The sequence below is a fragment of the Robertmurraya mesotrionivorans genome (genome assembly GCF_050971805.1).
In the GTDB taxonomy this organism is placed as follows: domain Bacteria; phylum Bacillota; class Bacilli; order Bacillales; family Cytobacillaceae; genus Robertmurraya_A.
The window spans coordinates 62,931-81,012 of sequence record NZ_JBPCCH010000010.1 but is presented as its reverse complement, the minus strand read 5'-3'; the positions used below and the strand labels follow the sequence as shown (position 1 = coordinate 81,012).

The following is an 18,082-nucleotide window of genomic DNA, read 5'->3' as shown; positions in this document are numbered from 1 at the left end:
TGGTTTGTTCGTATGGTGGTCTGAGTTGTTGTGTTTGTTGTGTGATTTGTTCATGAATTTGTTCAAGTACTCTTTATGAATGAGTGTTCATTCATAAAGAGTGATAAACCCCTACTTCCATTATATTGGTTGCTAATTAGGCTTACAAGTGTAAACGCATACATTTATGAATTTTTAGACAAATCATTTGAGAAGATATACACTGAAAAGGAAAGGATGTGGAAGATGTTACTTAAACCGAGAAAAGAGTCAGAAAACCTATTGTTATATCGCAGTTTATTTTTACGTATGAGCCTATGTGAAAAAGATGTAACGCATTACCAACATCTTGAAAAAGGCTACGCTGGCGAATTGTTGTTTGATCGATATGTTAGTACATTGACGAATGAGTTTCTACTGTTAAATGACGTTCTGCTTGATTTCGGTAATAACCTTTTTCAAATGGATTCCCTAGCAATTTTTCAAGAATCCGTTTTGTTGTTTGAGATAAAAAATTTTGAAGGGGATTTCTGTGTTAGAGGAGATCGTTGGTATACTTTATCAGATAAGGAAATTAAAAACCCCCTGGAACAGTTGCAAAGAAGCGAATCCTTGCTGCGACGCTTTTTACAGGAACATGGCTGTATGCTTCCTATCGAACCATTTTTAGTGTTTGTAAACCCTGAGTTCACCCTCTATCAAGCCCCCATGAAAACACCAATTATCCACCCTACTCAAATCCAGCGTCTACTAAGAAAACTTGCCAACAAACCCACCAAAGCCACTCATCTACATGAGAAAATAGCAAATAAACTTCTCTCTCATCATTTGACGACATCTCCTATAAAAAGAAAACCTGATTATTCTTATGAGATGCTGCAAAAGGGAATTTATTGTTCCCACTGCTATACATTTTTCAAAGAAGCTACAGAAACGAGATTAGTCTGTGCATGCGGAACAATTGAAAGTACTGACGATGCAATCGTTAGAATCGTTCATGAGTTTATGCTGCTGTTTCCGGATCGGTTAGTAACAACGAATGCTATTTATGAGTGGTGCGGGGGTGTGGTGAAGTCGAAGAAGACTGTGAGGCGGGTGTTGTCATCCCACTTTGTATTAAAGGGCCATAGTAGAAGAGCACATTTTGTTCTAAAAAGTTAAATTGTAAAAAATTCAGTTCCATAAAGCCTTTATTGATGAATTTGAAACTACACTTATGCTTTGCTTACTGCTTTAGGATTTACCCGTACTCATGGGAACCTAACTCCTACTTTTATTACAGCTACGCTCTTTTTTCTTTGTTCACGGGAACCTAACTCACACTTTGGTTACCCCTACGCTCTTTTTTCCGTACTCATGGGAACCTTACTCCATTTTGATTACCGCTAAGCTCTTTTTTCTATGCGCACGAGAACCTTACTCACACTTTGATTACCGTTACGCTCTTTTTTCTTTGCTCACGGGAACCTTACTCACACTTTGATTACCGTTACGCTCTTTTTTCTTTGCTCACGGGAACCTAACTCACACTTTGGTTACCCCTACGCTCTTTTTTCTTTGCTCACGGGAACCTAACTCACACTTTGGTTACCCCTACGCTCTTTTTTCTTTGCTCACGGGAACCTAACTCACACTTTGGTTACCCCTACGCTCTTTTTTCTTTGCTCACGGGAACCTAACTCACACTTTGGTTACCCCTACGCTCTTTTTTCTTTGCTCACGGGAACCTAACTCACACTTTGGTTACCCCTACGCTCTTTTTTCCGTACTCATGGGAACCTAACTCCATTTTGATTACCGCTAAGCTCTTTTTTCTCGGCTCATGGAACCTAATTCCTACTTTGATTACCGCTACGCTCTTTTTTCCATACTCACGGGGACCTAACTCCATTTTGGTTCCCACTTAGCTCATTTTTAAGCTTCTAGGATAACCTAACTACCATTTTTCCCAAATTTTCACCCCGTATGCTCGCCCGCATCTTTCACCATAATAGACACGTACGGTATTTAGCTGTACAAATCCGAAAGTGGGGGTTGAGACGGATGATAACACAACAACAGCAAAACAATATGCAAACTGCTTCTACAAATAATATGATGGCTTCACCGAATATGGCAAGAACAGTGAATCACGGGGCACATGAGATTCTTGATGTGCATGAGGTGATTTCGGGAACTCTTGGTACGATTGATCAGTATTTAATGTTCGAACAACAGATTAAGGATCCAGAGTTAAAGGATATTGTCGTTCGACAACGTCAATTTATTACGGATCAATATAATGTGTTGGTCGAGTGTTTTAAAACTGGACAAGATCCAAGTCACCCAACTTCTAGCTATATGATGAAGCAATCCAATGATGTTGTTTATGGTATGAAATCCTCCCAACCGACTAAACCGAAACAATCTGCAGCTGAAATTGATGATAAGTGTTTATCTTCTCTCATGCTTGGCTGCATGAAGTCATCTGCACAAACGATGACGATGGCTGCTGGTGAAGCAACGAATCCGATTGTTCGACGCGTGCTTCAGGATAGTATCCCTAACTATTTGGAAATGGCGTACGAAATCTTCTTATATCAAAACAAAAAGGAATATTATCAAGTTCCTCAGCTAAAAGAAGAAGATACACAACAGCTGCTTAATTCGTTCGCTACAGGTGGTACACAAGGTACGCAAGGCATGCAAAATATGCAAGGCATGCAGAGCAATCAGCAAAACCGCATCCTTCAATAACACACAAAAGGGGCTCCATCCCACGGAGCCCCTCACCTACATACTATTTCTCATAACCACCAGGATTGTTCTGATGCCAGTTCCATGCTGTTTCAATTATTGTTTCTAACTGGTTATACTTTGGCTTCCAGCCTAATGTTTGCTGGGCTTTTTCAGATGATGCAATTAATACAGCTGGATCTCCCGCTCGACGTGGACTAACTATAGCTGGAATTTCATGCTTTGTAACTGTTCTTGCTGTTTCGATTACCTCTTTTACAGAAAAGCCTCGTCCATTTCCTAAGTTGAACACATCACTTACTTCATTTTTACGCAAATATTCTAAAGCTAACCAGTGAGCGTTAGCAAGGTCCATGACATGAATATAATCGCGGATACATGTTCCGTCCTCAGTCGGATAATCGTCACCATAGATACCAATATGCTCTCTCTGCCCTAATGCTACCTGCAAAATAATAGGGATCAAATGAGTTTCAGGTGTGTGGTCCTCTCCAATAATTCCCTCCGGGTGAGCGCCAGCTGCATTAAAATAGCGCAGTGAAATCGACTTTAAGCCGTAAGCCCCATCACACCAACGGAACAGCTTTTCCATAGCAAGCTTTGTTTCTCCATATGGATTCGTTGGAGACGTTTCTGACTCCTCTGAAATCGGAACCTCTTTCGGTTCCCCATATGTTGCGGCTGTTGATGAAAATACAATTTTCTTCACATTATGCTCCACCATAACAGAGACTAATGAGTGTGAAGCAATAAGATTATTTTCGTAATACATGAGCGGCTTCTCTACACTTTCTCCTACTAGAGAACTCGCCGCAAAATGAATCACCGCTTCAATGGAGTGCTTTGATAATACATCACTTAATGCTTTCGAATCGCGTAAATCCACTTGATAGTAAGTTGCCCCCTTTACCGCTGGGAGATGACCGGTTTGTAAATTGTCTACAACCACTACTTCTTCTCCATGATTCAAAAGCTCTACCACTGTGTGGCTCCCAATATAGCCGGCTCCACCTGTTACTAAAATTGCCATTCATAGTCCCCCAACATGTTAATAAATTAATTGTAAGAAATCTTCTTTTGTCACATTACCAAAATAATGTTTAATATTTACATCGTCCAACGCTAATTGTATCACAGCTTTATCGTAACGAATTCCCGTTAGTTTTTCTTCTATATCGGTGACATCTCCAACTCCAAAGAAATCACCATAAATTTTGCAGCTTTCAATAACCCCTTTATTCACTTCTAACCTGACATCAATATGTCCCACTGGGAAACGGTGCGAATGCTGGAGGTTAAACTTCGGAGATCTCCCGTAATTCCAATCCCAATTTTGATAGCGTTCTTTTGAAAGCTCGTGTATATTCTTCCAGTCTTCTTCTGTTAACATATACTCATTTACATTCTCTGTACCACCAAAGATCTTCTCAAGAAGCAAGGAACGAAACTCTTCCATTGAAACCTTTTCTGTTAAAAATTCCGAAATATTGGCGACTCGGCTTCGAATCGACTTGATTCCTTTTGACTCAATTTTATCCTTACGCACCTTTAATGCTGATACAACATGGTCGATTTCTGAATCAAGCATAAGCGTTCCATGACTGAACATTCGTCCCTTTGTGGAAAACTGTGCATTCCCAGAAATTTTTCTACCTTCAACCACAATGTCGTTTCTCCCACTTAATTCCGCCTGTACTCCTAGCTCACGCAAAGCTTCAACGACCGGATCCGTAAACTTTTTAAAATTATGAAAGCTTTCTCCATCGTCCTTGGTAATAAAGCTAAAATTTAAATTTCCTAAGTCATGATAAACAGCTCCACCACCTGAAAGCCTACGGACTACATGAATCCCGTTTTCCTCTACGTAATCCGTATTTATTTCTTCAATCGTATTTTGATTTTTGCCAATGATAATGGATGGTTCATTTATGTAGAAAAGTAGATACGTTTCATCTATGTTTAAATTTTTCAAGCAATATTCTTCAATCGCTAAATTTACTCTTGGATCTGTGATCCCTTTATTATCAATAAATAACATACTTCTCTCTCCTTATAATTCAATCACTTGTCCGGTGTGGGCCAAGCCTGTTGGGCCATTATAATGTTGCTTTGCTTCGTCAACTAATTGCTCTAGATCTCCATAGTGAGGAAGATGCGTTAACACGAGCTGCTTAACATTTGCTCTAGCTGCAAGCTTTCCAGCATCAATGCTGTTCATATGCCCTGCTCCACTTCCGTCCTGATTTCCATAGAAATTACATTCACACAAAAGAACGTCCGCTCCCTCACTAAATGAAACAAACTCCTCAATAAACGAAGTATCTGCTGTGTATACAAGCGCGTTGCCATCAGCCTCAAATCTCATCGCATAGCAAGGAACCGGATGCTTTGTTAATAAAAATCGAATAGTAAATGGACCTACTTTCAATTCAGCATTGGCATCATATGCAATCCCTTTTGTTATGGTTTTGTACGTTAACTTAGAAAATTCATGGGCATCCGCTTCATGGGCATAAATCGGTAATGTATTCATCTGACCCCCTAAAAACCCTTGAATCAATCGAGCATGCTGCAAGGCACCAATGTCTGCGATATGATCGGCATGATAATGAGATAATACAACCGCATCTAGTTCTTCAGGCTGGTAATAATTTTGTAACTTAGACAAAACCGCGCTTCCACAATCTATCAATAATTGAAAACCGTTATGTTCTAACACATAACCTGAGCTAGCTTCATTTGCTTTGGGATAACCACCCCAAAAACCTATCGTTGTGAGCTTCATTGAACGATTCCCTCCGCTTTTTATTATATCTATCGTTTATTATAGCTTTTTTATTTATTTATGAAAAATAGGTAAAACAACGATTGACACACTTTAACTGTTATAATACAATTTAATTAATAATTAATCTGTTTCAAACACCATAATAGGGGGAACTTATATGTTTGAGAGCATTGTTGAATTTTTCAGAAACTTACCACCAAAGGAATGTGTACAATGTGGGAATAAAATTGAAGAACAACATGAATGTTATGGCAATAAGTGCGAGCATTGCATGGATGTAACAAACATATAGATTCGTAGTTTACAATAAAGGCCCCAGTCAGCTGACTGGGGCTATTTTTTATTCTGCCATTACATGGAACTGGCGCTTATGCATTTTTGAAAAATAAAGAATGGTACCAACCGCACATACAACAGCGAACGACAATAGGATATATGCGTTATGCCACATAAATGAGTAATCACCACTTGAAATAACCGCTTTAAATCCTTGAACCGAATAAGTCATTGGCAATAATGAATTAAACGGCTGTAATGCGCTTGGAATAAGCTCTAATGGAAATGTTCCTGCACTTGTTGTTAATTGCAAAATGAGAATGATAATGGCGACAAAACGACCTGGATCTCCAAGTGTTGTGACCAATAATTGAATTAATGCCACAAACGTGATACTAGTGATGATGGTGAAGAGATAAAAGTAAACGGTACTTTCAACCTGTAATCCTAGACCTAGTAGTAACACGGTGGCTGCTACGATCCCCTGTAATACACCAACTACACCAATAATTGAAAATTTGCTTATGAACCAGTTCATTCCACTCTTAGGAATAGATGCTGGCTCCTTTAAAGGAAACACAATTGAGAGAAGTAAAGCACCTACGAACAATCCTAATGACAGGAAGTATGGAGCGAACCCTGTACCGTAGTTTGATACTTCATTCACTTTCTTTTCCTTCACTTCGACTGGCTGTGCCATCATATCAAATGTTTTATTCGTAGCATCAACGCTGGATGCTTTGTCTGCTCCTTCAGCTAGCTTAGTTGACAGTTCATTGCTACCGTCTAGTAGCTTATTGTTTCCATCGACAATTTTATCGCTACCTTCTTCTAACAGACTTGCACTTGACGCAATGGTTTTTGATGCCTCCGATAGCTCTGTAACCCCGGAAACTAACCCATTTGTACCCTCGCTAATTTTTTGGGCACCATTTGAGGCTTCAGAAAGCTTTTGTTGAAATAATTCCATGCCAGACTCGAACGTTGTTTGTCCCGCAGAAAGTTCTGAAGATCCTGTTACTAAAGCATTCGTACCTTCTTCTAATTGATGTAATCCACCTTGAAGTTCTTTTTGTCCTTCTAGTAAGGATCCCATGCCATTTTCAAGATTGCTTGCACCCGCGGACAAAAGAGCAGATTTTTCTGCGAGTATTTGGGTGTTTGAATCTAAAGAGGCGAGTGTTTGTTCAAGAACCGCTCTCTCCTGGCCTTCAGGCATTTGTGAGATCACGGCTTGTAAGGATTGAGTGAGCGCCTTTACGCCACCATTAACCGCCTCGGCACCCTTTTGCCATTCAGCAAGTGAGGTTTCAAGTGTTGCCGCCCCTTTCATTAACTCACTTGTTCCACCGATTAACGCCGGAACCTTATCATTCACCGTTTCTAATCCTGTGTTTACATTTGTAATTCCTTCATTTAAACTTCCTAGTCCCGATTGAATTCTCTTGGAGGCTGTAACAAGCTCGGTTTGGCCATTGGTTAATTGTCCTAAACCTGTTGATAAATCGGACGCACCTTTATTAAGGGCAATTGTCCCATTTGTGGCACTTATCATTCCTTCCGAAAACTTCTCTGTTCCAGTTGAAAATTGGGTCAGCTTTTCATGAAAGTTTGAAGTCCCTGCCAAAAGATCAGATGTTCCAGTGCTCAAATCATTTGCACCTTCACTTGCTTTCGTCATTCCATCCGCAAGTTCTCCTACTTTGTCAAACATACTTTCCGCATATGTTTCTGTTACTTTTGCTGAAAGAGACGCTTTAATCTTTTCAATTGCAGTACCGCCGATTTGTGCAGCTAAGAAGTTATAGCCTTCATTTGGTATATACGTAAGTGAAAGCTTCTCTGGGTTTTCATCTAAAAGTGTCGTCGCATTTTCAGAAAAATTATCAGGTATCTCGACGATCATATAATATTTTTGGTTTTCTAGGTCATCGTTTGCCACTGTACGATCAACAAACTCAAAATGAAAATCTTGACTTTCTTTTAACTTGGCGACTAAGTCATCACCTAGATGAAGTTCTTTTCCTTCATAAGTTGCACCATCATCTTCATTTACAATCGCTACTGGAAGGTCCTTCAAGTGATCATATGGATCCCAAAATGCCCATAAAAACATCCCACTATATAAAATAGGAATAAAAAGTACGGCGATAAGTGGGATCAATAGTTTCCGATTTCGAAACACCGCTGCGATCTCTTCTTTTAGAAGATTATTTTTCAATTGTTATTCTCCCCTTTATCAACATATTGACTAAAATGTTCATTTGGTCATTTTTTAACAAAAAAGAAGGGCTTATTTGGCTAAACCCTTAAATATATATTGTTCGAATAGCTTGGCTATCTCGTCTTTTTCAAGTGGTGGATTACTTTTTTCCCAATCGAAAATTAAAGCAATATAAAGCTTTAACATAACAAACGCTGTTACCTTTGGGTCACAAGATTGTATACTTCCTGTTTCAATGGCTTTGGCGACTCGTTCTTCAATATTTCTCAATATATTATTTTCCATCCTATTAATCACATCTACTACTGCAGGTGTACCAATTTCTCTTGCTTCCTGAAAAAGCTTAATTGAAAGCTGGTGGCTCATCCGAAATTCGAGGATTTGATACAATGCTTGATGCAGCTTTTCATGAAATGGTAAATCGCCTAAAAATGCCTCATCTGCTGTTACTTTTAACTCCTTAATCAAGCTAGATATAATCTCATCAAACAGCTCTTCCTTGTTTTTAAAAAAGGTATAGATCGTTCCTTTACCAACATTTGCAATTTTGGCCACTTGGTCTATGGTCGTAGCTTTATAGCCAAACTGTGAAAAAGACTTTGTCGCAGCCTCAACAATTAGCTTTTTTCGATCAATCCCCATATCTTCACCTCAATAACTGACCAAATGAACAAAATGGTCATTTTGTATAACCAGTAATTTAACACCTTATAGAGTTTATGTCAATAGTGAAAAAGAGACTCCTGGTTAAGAGTCCCTTTAAAAATTTTATTAAAGAAATTGTAATACCTTTTTTACTGCTGCCTCACCTTGATCAATACAATCAGGAATCCCTAAGCCTTCAAAAGAAGCTCCTGCTAAAAATACACCCGGCAATTCTTGAGCAACATGCTCATTGACCGTTTGAATTCTTTGTTTATGTCCAACAGTGTATTGAGGCATTGAGTCCTTCCACCTTGAAACAACAACAAAATCAGGATCCATCGTGATATTCATGGTCTTATTCAAGTCTTCTAGGACAATTCTAGTTAACTCATCATCAGATAAATCTACTATCGCCTCATCGCCAGGACGACCAACATAACAACGAAGCAGAACACTACCTTCTGGGCATGCATGTGGCCATTTTTTATGTGTCCACGTACAGGCAGTTATCGAATAATCGCTATTTCGTGACACGACAAATCCGGTCCCATTGATATCCTTTTCTACTGCTTCTTTTGGAAAAGCCAATGCAACGGTTGCCACTGAAGTCGATGGCATATATTCAAAAGAATCGAAGAAATCATACTGCTGAAACATCGCATGTGTCACATGATGTGGTACGGCTGAGACAATAGCATCAGCGGCAAGTTTGTCTCCATTGTTTAACTCAAGCTTGTAACCTTTGTCCACCTTTTTTATTCGATCAACACGGATTCCCTTCAACACCGACCCAGCCTCAAGTTTTACTTCAATTCCGTCCACTAAAGACTGCAATCCGGAAGTCAGTGTTAAGAAAATACCTTTACTCTTTGTTTCAGGCGATTTTTTCGGAGCTTGGGGTGTTGCTTTTTTCATTCCAAGAACTAAACTGCCATATTTTTGTTCTACCTGATAAAATTGTGGAAAGGTTGCCATGAGGCTCATTTGGTCAATATCCCCTGCGTAGATACCCGAAAGAAGTGGCTCAATTAAGTTTTCAACCACTTCATCTCCTAGTCTTCTTCTAAAGAAGGTACCTAATGATTGATCGTCAACTGGATTTGACTTTGGTAGTACAAAATCAGCAGCGGCTCTTAACTTTCCTTGAATAGAAAATAATCCAGTCGTAACAAATGGGGCCAGTTGTGTTGGGATACCCATAACAGAACCACCTGGCATCGGATGCAGCCTCTCTTGAACCAATACATACGATTTCCCAGCTGTATTGTTCACAAGCTTTGACTCCATTCCTGCTTCTTTTACAAGACGTGTCGCACTTTGCTTTCTCTCTAGGTAGGAGTCTGGACCTCTTTCAATGACAAAACCGTCACGAACAACAGTCTGTATTTTTCCACCTAGACGATGCGTTGCTTCAACAAGGCATACGTCAATCGGTAAGCCCTTTTCACGAGCTTCCTTTTGTAAGTAGTAAGCAGCTGTTATACCTGTTATGCCTCCCCCAATTATGACAACCTTCTTTTTTTCTTCCAACACGGTTAATCGCCTTCTTTTCTAAAAGTTGTTTACGTTATCTCATGTTTAACTTGTCCAGTACAACCGTTGCCATCGCATCAATAAATAATGGTTGTGAATTCGGCATTTCTGGTCGGTAATACGACACACCTAATTCTTCCGTAATAATCTTACACTCATAATCATTATCATAGAGAACCTCTAAATGGTCTGCTACAAAGCCAACTGGTGTGTATACGAATGCTTTATAACCATTCTTTTCGTATAACTCTCTCGTTAAATCCTGAACATCAGGTCCCAGCCATGGCTCTGGTGTATTCCCAGCACTTTGCCAGCCAACTGCATAGTTTTTTACACCGGCACTCTCAGCAATGTAATCAGCTGTTTTTTGAAGCTGATCCGGATATGGATCCCCCGATTGAAGGATTTTCTCAGGTAAGCTGTGCGCAGAAACAATTAAAACCGAATGATTCTTTTCTTCTACTGGCATAGAATCAAAAGTTGCCTTTACTTTCTCAGACCAATACTGAATAAACTTCGGCTCATCAAACCAGCTTTCAACTGATGTAATTTTAAGATTTCCAAGCTTCTCTGCTTCCTCATGAGCTCGTCCGTTGTATGATTTTACGCTAAAGGTAGAGAAATGCGGCGCAAGCACGATACTCACTGCTTCTTGAATGCCATCTTCATACATTTGTTTCACAGCATCTTCAACGAACGGTTCGATATGCTTTAAACCTAAGTAAAGCTTAAATTCCACTTGATCCTGAACTCTATTTAAATGCTCCTGTAATTTCTCTCCTTGTTCTTGCGTTATTTTTGCAAGTGGAGAAATACCACCGATTGCTTCATAGCGATTTTTTAAATCCTCTAGCATTTCAGGAGATGGCTTACGGCCATGGCGAATATGCGTATAATAACGTTCAATATCCTCCTCCTTGTAAGGAGTTCCATAGGCCATTACTAAAAGCCCCATTACTTTCTTTGTCATAATATCCCTCACATCCTGTTTATTCACGATTTTTCAGCAATTTTTCACTCATTCATTTATTTTGCCAAAAAAAACGTGAAAGTGCTAGTAATAATACTTAAAATATAATAATTATTATTACTTAAGAATTATTAACGCTTGTTTGCTGCTGTATATTCATGAACAAAAGTTGTTAGTCGCTTTAATGTTTCAGGATTAACGGAAGGAAACACACCATGTCCTAAGTTAAAAATATGCCCTGGATGTGCAAGTCCTTGATCAAGGATCGCTTTTGCACGCTCCTCTATTACTTCCCATGGAGCCAATAAAATAGCCGGATCTAAGTTTCCTTGAACCGTTTTATGTACTCCCATTTGGCGTGCTTCTTCAATTTGTAGACGCCAATCTAACCCAACAACATCTAGAGGAAGATCATTCCACTCTAGTGCCAAATGGCTTGCACCGACACCAAACATAATTAATGGGACGTTTTCTTCTCTAAGTGCACTAAAAATTTGGTTCATCACAGGCTTAATAAAATAGCGATAGTCCTGAACATTTAAGGCACCGACCCAAGAATCAAAGATCTGAATGGCACGTGCGCCAGCTTTTATTTGTGATTTCACATATGTAATAGTCATCTCTGCCAATTTATCCATTAGCGCAAACCATGCCTTTGGTTCTGAGTACATAAATGATTTGGTTTTATTATAGTTTTTTGATGGTCCACCTTCGATCATATAGCTAGCAAGTGTAAAAGGTGCACCAGCAAATCCGATGAGGGGCACGTTAAGTTGTTCCTCAGTTAGAAGCTTAATCGTATCCAGCACATATGGAACATCCTCTTCTGGATGAATCTCGCCTAATTTCTCTACATCAGCTAACGATTTTATAGGATTTGAAATGACCGGCCCGATTCCTGATTTTATTTCTACATCTACTCCAATAGCAGGTAGCGGCGACATAATATCTTTATATAAAATGGCTGCATCGACATCGTATTGCTCCACTGGAAGTCTTGTTACATAAGCACAAAGCTCAGGCTGATGAGTGATTTCAAATAAAGAATATTTTTCTTTAATTTCACGATATTCAGGTTGTGACCTTCCTGCCTGTCTCATATACCAAACAGGGGTATAATCTGTTTGTTCTCCTCTTGCTGCCTTTAAAAATGTTTCATTAATTTGTCTTACCATTATGTTGACCCCTTTCAAAAAAACAAGCTATCTCCCATTTTAATATACTTTACTCATAATTTAAAAATACTGCGCTTACATACACATCTTCTAATATAGCTTTTTCTACTATAGATGTATAGATAACCGCCTCATCTGTCAAAAAATCTTCTTTTTTTATAAAATGGTTTTTCTTTTATAACAAGTTAAAAATAGGATTAGCTAGCTCTTCTCGTTATAATAAGTCTATACATTGTAAGGGGTGAAAGAGTATGAATATCTTTATGACGAATGGGACGTATGAGTTTATGCACTCACTAAAGGAAAAGCATTTTCAGGAAAAGATGCTGCTTATGCAGGATAATGAAACAACACTTCTCATCCATGAAACAGATGGCAGTACAGTCTTCGCCTCCCCAAGGAAGTATGAAGCGATTGATCAATCAGGGGAATTGGCAAATGGAGCTTTTTTTGTGTTTAACAATATTCCTGTTAGCGAAGAAGGTAGGCCTGTGTTCGAGTATCGCTTCAAAAATCGGGCTAGGCTCATTGAACAGGAACCTGGATTTGCAGCAATTCGAGTGCTACGTCCCCTTTCTAACGATACATACATCATTTTGACTGCATGGAAAGAAGAAAAAGACTTTATAAATTGGCAGGAGTCTAAGGCTTATGAAAAGGCTCATGAGAAAAGAAGAACCGAGAAGGGGATTGATCAACAGCAACCACAAATCTTCGCTAGACCTTCGTTTGTGACAAAATACCACCTTGTCCTAGAGAAGGAGTAAGGAAAAGCCGGGAATGCTATCCATCCCGGCCCTCTTTTAATTTCATTAGTCCATTTCGATTTGCATATACCGCCGCCTGAGTTCGATCAGCCACTTGTAATTTACTCAAAATATTGCTCACATGAGTTTTCACCGTCTTCACACCGATGTATAGCTCATTACTAATTTCCTGATTCGTTTTTCCATCACCGATGCATATTAATACTTCCATCTCTCTATCAGTGAGCTCATCATGGGGTTTCTTTTCCTTTACTCTCAAACGACTCATCATCCGATTGGCTACTTTCGGTTCGATCACTGATTCACCTCGAGCAGCTTTCCTAATCGCTTGAACGATTTCATCAGCAGTTGCTGTTTTTAGCATATAGCTAAATACCCCAGCCTCAATCGCTGGAAATACTTGTTCATCATCATAAAAGCTAGTTATGATAATAATTTTACAATTGGGGTTAAAGGATAAAATTTCCTTGGTTGCATCAATTCCTGTGCCATCTTCCATAAGTAAATCCATCAGAACAACATCAGGTTTTTTATCAGCAACTAATATCACTGCATCTTTTCCACAATTGGCTTCTCCTACAATCTTGATATCTGGTTCTGTCTGTAAATATGAAATAATTCCTTTTCGTACAACTTCATGGTCATCAACGACAGCTAGTTTAATCATACAGTCCCCCTCCCTGTCACAGGTATTCTAATATCAATATATGTACCTTCCTTCTTTTTGGAGCGAATCGTAAAAATGCCACCGATCTCTTCACATCGTTCTCTCATTGTTTTCATTCCATAAGACGTCATACGAACAACCTCTGGGTCGAAGCCTTTTCCGTTATCCCCTATAAACAAATAAATATACGATTCTTTTTCTGTTAATGTAATGGTTATTTTTGTAGCTTCTGCATGTTTTAAAATATTGGACAGTGCTTCTTGAATAATTCGAAACAAATGCTCTTCCGTTGCTTTTGAAACACAATCAAGCTCATCAATGCTCGCTTGAAATTCAATTCCTGTTTTCCCTTTTAGCTCTTGAATTAACTTAATTACACCATCGCATAGGCTATCATCTTTTAACTGAACAGGTCGAAGATGAAGTAATAATGCTCTCATTTCACCTTGTGCTTTAACTGCAATGTCTGATATCTGTTCTAATTGTTCCTTCGCTTTTAACGGGTTATTGTCAAATGTCCGGATGGTAGCTGAGCTCATCATACTGAGCGCAAACAGCTGCTGACTAACCACATCATGAAGATCTCTTGCCAATCGTTGTCGCTCTTCCATGACCGCTGCAGCATGTGCAGTCTGTGCGAGTGCAGTCTTTTCATCAGCTAATCTTCTCGTGGAATATACTTGTTCCTGAATGTATTCAGCCAAATGATTTAATTCTTCTGTGATAAGGCCAATTTCATCCTTCTCGAATTCTGGTATTCTCTCAGAAAACTTCCCACTTCTTAGCGTAGAAATAAATAAGTAGATATCTGACAATCTTCCTTTAATTAAATAACTACCCTTTATCCCAAAGTACCCCCCAATAAGCAAAAGAATCAAAAAAACATAGAGGGTAAGCCAAAAGGTTGTATATATGGATAAGCTAGATGATTGCACATTAAATACATAGATTTGTAATCCCAGAAAGAAACAAAGAGAACTAATGAATGCCATCATAATAAAACTTTGTAAAAACCAGAAACGAATACCGACTCTCTTCTTCATAAGCTTCACCTATACCTTATCAATACGAACGGATCCAATTTTTAACTCAATCGATATCTTTAACTTTCGAACAGCTTCCTCGTAGCCTGGTGATTGATACGTTAACCCACGATTGATTGCATCGGTTTCCTTATCAAAGATACGAATATCTCCTACCTTTATATAAGATTGGACAAAAACAGGGACATCTTCTGGTATGATCATCTTGACATCTCCAATCCATCCTTGAACGATAATCGGAGTTTCTTTTTCCGGAATGTATGCTTGGCTAAAATCAATGAAATAGTCTCCAATTGTGTTATAGAGCTCCATCGGTTCTACTGACCAATTGGCTTGTTTGAAACTAACATCACCAATCGAAAAGCCTCTAGCTCTTTTTCTCTTTTTCTTCCCTTTTTCATCAATCGTTTTAAACGCATCTTTAGGCATATCCTCATTAAAATGAAACTTAATTTTATTTTTTCTAGTCAGTATGCTAACAGCAATATAAATAATCATATATGGCCAAAGCTTCCAAAACTCCCAAAATCCAAAATCTAATTTTTCAAACCGATCAAATATTAATATAGAAGAAAAAAGAAATAAGAATAAAGAAAAAAACAAATTTCCCCTTTCAACTAAGGCTTTTACACAGAGAATCGTCGCAATGACAAATAGCAGAAATGGATAAGAAACGACAAATAACTCTGTTATTTCCATGGAAATGACACCTATATTAACAAGGAGGAGCACACCTCCCACAAGTAAGAGCATTATTGCAAACAGCACTTGGTTTATAGTTTGATATCTCAAATCATTCGCCCACTTTCAATCAATAGCTTAATAATTCGATATTTTTCTATATTCTCCTTCATTCATTTTACCTCTTCTTTTGAAAACTTGAACCAAACTCTAGTTGTTCTTTTTCTCCGTCTAGAGACGGAAAGATTTTCTTTTCCCTCTCACATCTTTGCCCATTTTACATATTCTGTAGCAACCAACCATATTAGGGCAAAAGCCTAAAAAGGCATATCCCTCTTATAGGAGAAAGGAGTTTGTTCGATGGGTATTGAGTTAACAGCATTACATTGGATTTACCTTTCCTTTATCATTTTAATTATAGGCTTTATGGTCATGAGAAGAGATACTTCACTTGTATGTATTACGGGAATTTTTTTAATAGCGATTACCGCTACCGGTTCACTTAGCGCTTCTATTAGTGATATATTTTCTAGTTTTATATATGCTATTACTGAGCTGCTCCCAACTATTCTAGTCATTTCTATTATCGTAGCTATGAGTAGAAGTTTAACTACAACCGGTATTAATGATGTGATGATTTCTCCTTTTGCTAAAATCATACGTACACCAGCACTCGCATACTGGACGATCGGTATTTTGATGATGGTTATTTCTTGGTTTTTTTGGCCGTCTCCTGCCGTTGCACTCCTAGGTGCCGTATTACTACCTGTCGCAATCCGAGTCGGTTTACCTGCATTAGGTGTGGCAATGGCTATGAACTTATTTGGTCACGGAATTGCGCTATCTGGTGATTTTATTATTCAAGCTGCACCAAAATTAACTGCCGATGCTGCTGGATTACCAGTTAGTGAGGTCATTAGTGCTAGTGTTCCTCTTGTTATCGTCATGGGCGTTGTTACCACCATAACTGCTTTCTTCTTTTTAAAAAGAGATATGAAACTCGGCAAGCTAACCACAACTTCTTATATTCAATCTAAGTCTTCGAATGATAGTACAGAGAAAAACTTATTATCTCTTAAACAGAAAAGGTTTTTCTCGCTGCTAATCCCCGTTTTGTTTTTATTAGATGTTGTCGCTATGTTCTTACTCGATTTACAAGGTGGGGACGCAACGGCATTAGTTGGAGGAACATCGATCGTTATCCTCATACTAATCACAATCGTTGGGCATAAAAACAAAGGACTGGAAAAAACAACGAGCTATTTAATAGAAGGATTTCAATTTGGGTTTAAAGTCTTTGGGCCTGTTATTCCGATTGCCGCCTTCTTCTATCTTGGCGATGCTGGCTTTTCAGTCATCATTGGAGAATATTTACCGGAAGCATCACAAGGAATCGTCAATGACCTTAGTGTCTCCTTAGCTGGTATTGTTCCGTTAAGCAATGAGATTGCAGCGGTAACTCTTACAACAGTCGGAGCTATTACAGGGTTAGATGGGTCAGGTTTTTCAGGCATTTCACTGGCCGGTTCTGTTGCCAACCTGTTTGCTGAGGGAATTGGTGCAGGTGCTGCTACATTAACGGCTCTCGGCCAAATTTCGGCCATATGGGTTGGTGGTGGAACATTAGTTCCTTGGGCTCTTATTCCTGCTGCTGCCATTTGTAATGTCGATCCGTTTGAATTAGCCCGACGAAACCTGCTTCCTGTTTGTATTGGTCTCGTCGTTACCACGATTGTAGCCATCTTTTTAATATAGAAAAAAACCATCGTCAGATTCCTTTCTGACGATGGTTTTTCACTTCAGCAGCCCTACCAATTCTAATCCGTACGCAATGCCATCTTCATCCACATGCTTTGTTACGTATTTAGCAGCACTCTTCGCTTTTTCGTGTGCATTTCCCATAGCTACACTATTCTTAACAAATGAAAGCATCTCAATATCATTTAATCCATCTCCAAATGCATACACATGCTCAGGTGCAATGCCAAAATGATTCATAGCCGCTTGAATTCCTACCGCTTTTGATCCTCCAGCAGGTAACACATCAACCGCATATTCATGCCAGCGGATAAAATCTAATTGAGGAAATGCTGATTTATAATCCACTTGATCTTCATCTCTATATATTAAAAAGGATTGATATATTTCTCGTTCTCGGTGGTATAGAGGATCAAATCCAACCTTGCCACTAACATTTAAAGAACCAACAGCTTCTTCTAACAATGTATGCGATTCTACATTTCCTTTCATATCCTCGTGATCAAGATACACGATCGGGTGTTGATTTTTAGTTGAATAATTTGTAAGCTCATCTAAAACGGAGAGGTTGATTGGATTTTTGTATATCACTTGTCCATTTAATACAACATACTGACCATTAAAGCTTACATAATTATCTATTTCTAACTCTTTACGAATCTCGGTTATATTAAAAGGAGATCTCCCTGTCGCAATAGCAACCTCATGACCTTGATCCTTTAACTGCTGAATAGATTCCTTTGCCGATTGTGGTAATTTTTTTTCTTCATTATATAGTGTTCCATCAATATCAAAAAAGACCATTTTTTTGGACATGTAACTTCTCTCCCAATTAGAAAC

Annotated in this window: 18 protein-coding genes; 5 read left to right on the top strand and 13 right to left on the bottom strand. The window is 38.7% G+C overall.

Features of this window, described 5'->3' with window-relative positions; translation table 11 throughout:
- The first annotated feature begins 225 nt into the window (after positions 1 to 225).
- Positions 226 to 1,140, top strand: a complete 915-nt coding sequence (locus ACRX5O_RS16210) for a nuclease-related domain-containing protein (protein ID WP_433906876.1) — start codon at positions 226 to 228, stop codon at positions 1,138 to 1,140.
- 571 nt (positions 1,141 to 1,711) lie between these two features.
- Here ACRX5O_RS16210 and ACRX5O_RS16205 read toward each other — a convergent pair.
- Entirely contained in the window at positions 1,712 to 1,870 is a 159-nt protein-coding gene (locus ACRX5O_RS16205) for a hypothetical protein (protein WP_433906875.1), read from the bottom strand.
- Between the two features lie 152 nt (positions 1,871 to 2,022).
- Here ACRX5O_RS16205 and ACRX5O_RS16200 point away from each other — a divergent pair, with 152 nt between their 5' ends.
- The gene (locus ACRX5O_RS16200; RefSeq protein ID WP_433906874.1) at positions 2,023 to 2,715 is read left to right on the top strand and encodes a spore coat protein; all 693 of its coding nucleotides are present in this window, start codon (positions 2,023 to 2,025) and stop codon (positions 2,713 to 2,715) included.
- A 43-nt stretch (positions 2,716 to 2,758) separates the two neighbouring features.
- On the opposite strand, the gene galE is transcribed toward ACRX5O_RS16200, so the two are convergent.
- The 3 genes from galE to ACRX5O_RS16185 are packed head-to-tail and all read right to left on the bottom strand — an operon-like array spanning position 2,759 to position 5,500.
- Entirely contained in the window at positions 2,759 to 3,745 is a 987-nt protein-coding gene (gene galE, locus ACRX5O_RS16195; RefSeq protein WP_433906873.1) for a UDP-glucose 4-epimerase GalE, read from the bottom strand.
- A gap of 18 nt (positions 3,746 to 3,763) precedes the next feature.
- Positions 3,764 to 4,753 carry a lipoate--protein ligase gene (lplA, locus tag ACRX5O_RS16190; protein WP_433906872.1) on the bottom strand — a complete coding sequence of 330 codons (990 nt, stop codon included), beginning with the start codon at positions 4,751 to 4,753 and terminating at the stop codon, positions 3,764 to 3,766.
- 12 nt (positions 4,754 to 4,765) lie between these two features.
- Entirely contained in the window at positions 4,766 to 5,500 is a 735-nt protein-coding gene (locus ACRX5O_RS16185) for an MBL fold metallo-hydrolase (RefSeq protein ID WP_433906871.1), read from the bottom strand.
- A 160-nt stretch (positions 5,501 to 5,660) separates the two neighbouring features.
- On the opposite strand from ACRX5O_RS16185, the gene yhfH reads away from it, so the two are divergent.
- The gene (gene yhfH / locus ACRX5O_RS16180) at positions 5,661 to 5,795 is read left to right on the top strand and encodes a protein YhfH (protein WP_084362072.1); all 135 of its coding nucleotides are present in this window, start codon (positions 5,661 to 5,663) and stop codon (positions 5,793 to 5,795) included.
- 48 nt (positions 5,796 to 5,843) lie between these two features.
- Here yhfH and ACRX5O_RS16175 read toward each other — a convergent pair whose 3' ends face one another.
- The 5 genes from ACRX5O_RS16175 to hemE all read right to left on the bottom strand — a co-directional run bounded on the left by ACRX5O_RS16175 (position 5,844) and on the right by hemE (position 12,326).
- The gene (locus tag ACRX5O_RS16175; RefSeq protein WP_433906870.1) at positions 5,844 to 8,000 is read right to left on the bottom strand and encodes a YhgE/Pip family protein; all 2,157 of its coding nucleotides are present in this window, start codon (positions 7,998 to 8,000) and stop codon (positions 5,844 to 5,846) included.
- 72 nt (positions 8,001 to 8,072) lie between these two features.
- Entirely contained in the window at positions 8,073 to 8,645 is a 573-nt protein-coding gene (locus ACRX5O_RS16170; RefSeq protein ID WP_433906869.1) for a TetR/AcrR family transcriptional regulator, read from the bottom strand.
- A gap of 129 nt (positions 8,646 to 8,774) precedes the next feature.
- On the bottom strand, positions 8,775 to 10,181 hold the full coding sequence (gene hemY, locus ACRX5O_RS16165; protein WP_433906868.1) for a protoporphyrinogen oxidase: 1,407 nt from the start codon (positions 10,179 to 10,181) through the stop codon (positions 8,775 to 8,777).
- Positions 10,182 to 10,215: 34 nt separating this feature from the next.
- Positions 10,216 to 11,151 carry a ferrochelatase gene (gene hemH, locus ACRX5O_RS16160; protein WP_433906867.1) on the bottom strand — a complete coding sequence of 312 codons (936 nt, stop codon included), beginning with the start codon at positions 11,149 to 11,151 and terminating at the stop codon, positions 10,216 to 10,218.
- A 131-nt stretch (positions 11,152 to 11,282) separates the two neighbouring features.
- Complete coding sequence (gene hemE / locus ACRX5O_RS16155; protein WP_433906866.1) at positions 11,283 to 12,326, bottom strand: uroporphyrinogen decarboxylase; 1,044 nt, start codon at positions 12,324 to 12,326, stop codon at positions 11,283 to 11,285.
- 251 nt (positions 12,327 to 12,577) lie between these two features.
- On the opposite strand from hemE, the gene ACRX5O_RS16150 reads away from it, so the two are divergent.
- A complete protein-coding gene (locus tag ACRX5O_RS16150) occupies positions 12,578 to 13,093 on the top strand; it encodes an antibiotic biosynthesis monooxygenase family protein (RefSeq protein ID WP_433906865.1) in 516 nt (171 codons plus the stop codon).
- Positions 13,094 to 13,109: 16 nt separating this feature from the next.
- Here ACRX5O_RS16150 and ACRX5O_RS16145 read toward each other — a convergent pair whose 3' ends face one another.
- The 3 genes from ACRX5O_RS16145 to liaF are packed head-to-tail and all read right to left on the bottom strand — an operon-like array spanning position 13,110 to position 15,556.
- Positions 13,110 to 13,760 carry a response regulator gene (locus ACRX5O_RS16145; protein ID WP_433906864.1) on the bottom strand — a complete coding sequence of 217 codons (651 nt, stop codon included), beginning with the start codon at positions 13,758 to 13,760 and terminating at the stop codon, positions 13,110 to 13,112.
- Positions 13,757 to 14,803: a sensor histidine kinase gene (locus ACRX5O_RS16140; protein WP_433906863.1), complete on the bottom strand. Its 1,047-nt coding sequence runs from the start codon at positions 14,801 to 14,803 to the stop codon at positions 13,757 to 13,759. The genes ACRX5O_RS16145 and ACRX5O_RS16140 overlap by 4 nt, the downstream gene beginning before the upstream one ends.
- A gap of 9 nt (positions 14,804 to 14,812) precedes the next feature.
- Positions 14,813 to 15,556 carry a cell wall-active antibiotics response protein LiaF gene (gene liaF, locus ACRX5O_RS16135; RefSeq protein ID WP_433906934.1) on the bottom strand — a complete coding sequence of 248 codons (744 nt, stop codon included), beginning with the start codon at positions 15,554 to 15,556 and terminating at the stop codon, positions 14,813 to 14,815.
- A gap of 288 nt (positions 15,557 to 15,844) precedes the next feature.
- On the opposite strand from liaF, the gene ACRX5O_RS16130 reads away from it, so the two are divergent.
- Positions 15,845 to 17,239 (top strand): hypothetical protein, encoded by a 1,395-nt coding sequence (locus ACRX5O_RS16130; protein WP_433906862.1) that lies wholly within the window; start codon positions 15,845 to 15,847, stop codon positions 17,237 to 17,239.
- Positions 17,240 to 17,278: 39 nt separating this feature from the next.
- Here the strand turns inward: ACRX5O_RS16130 and ACRX5O_RS16125 are convergent, their stop codons facing one another.
- Positions 17,279 to 18,058 carry a Cof-type HAD-IIB family hydrolase gene (locus ACRX5O_RS16125; protein ID WP_433906861.1) on the bottom strand — a complete coding sequence of 260 codons (780 nt, stop codon included), beginning with the start codon at positions 18,056 to 18,058 and terminating at the stop codon, positions 17,279 to 17,281.
- Between the last annotated feature and the right edge of the window lie 24 nt (positions 18,059 to 18,082).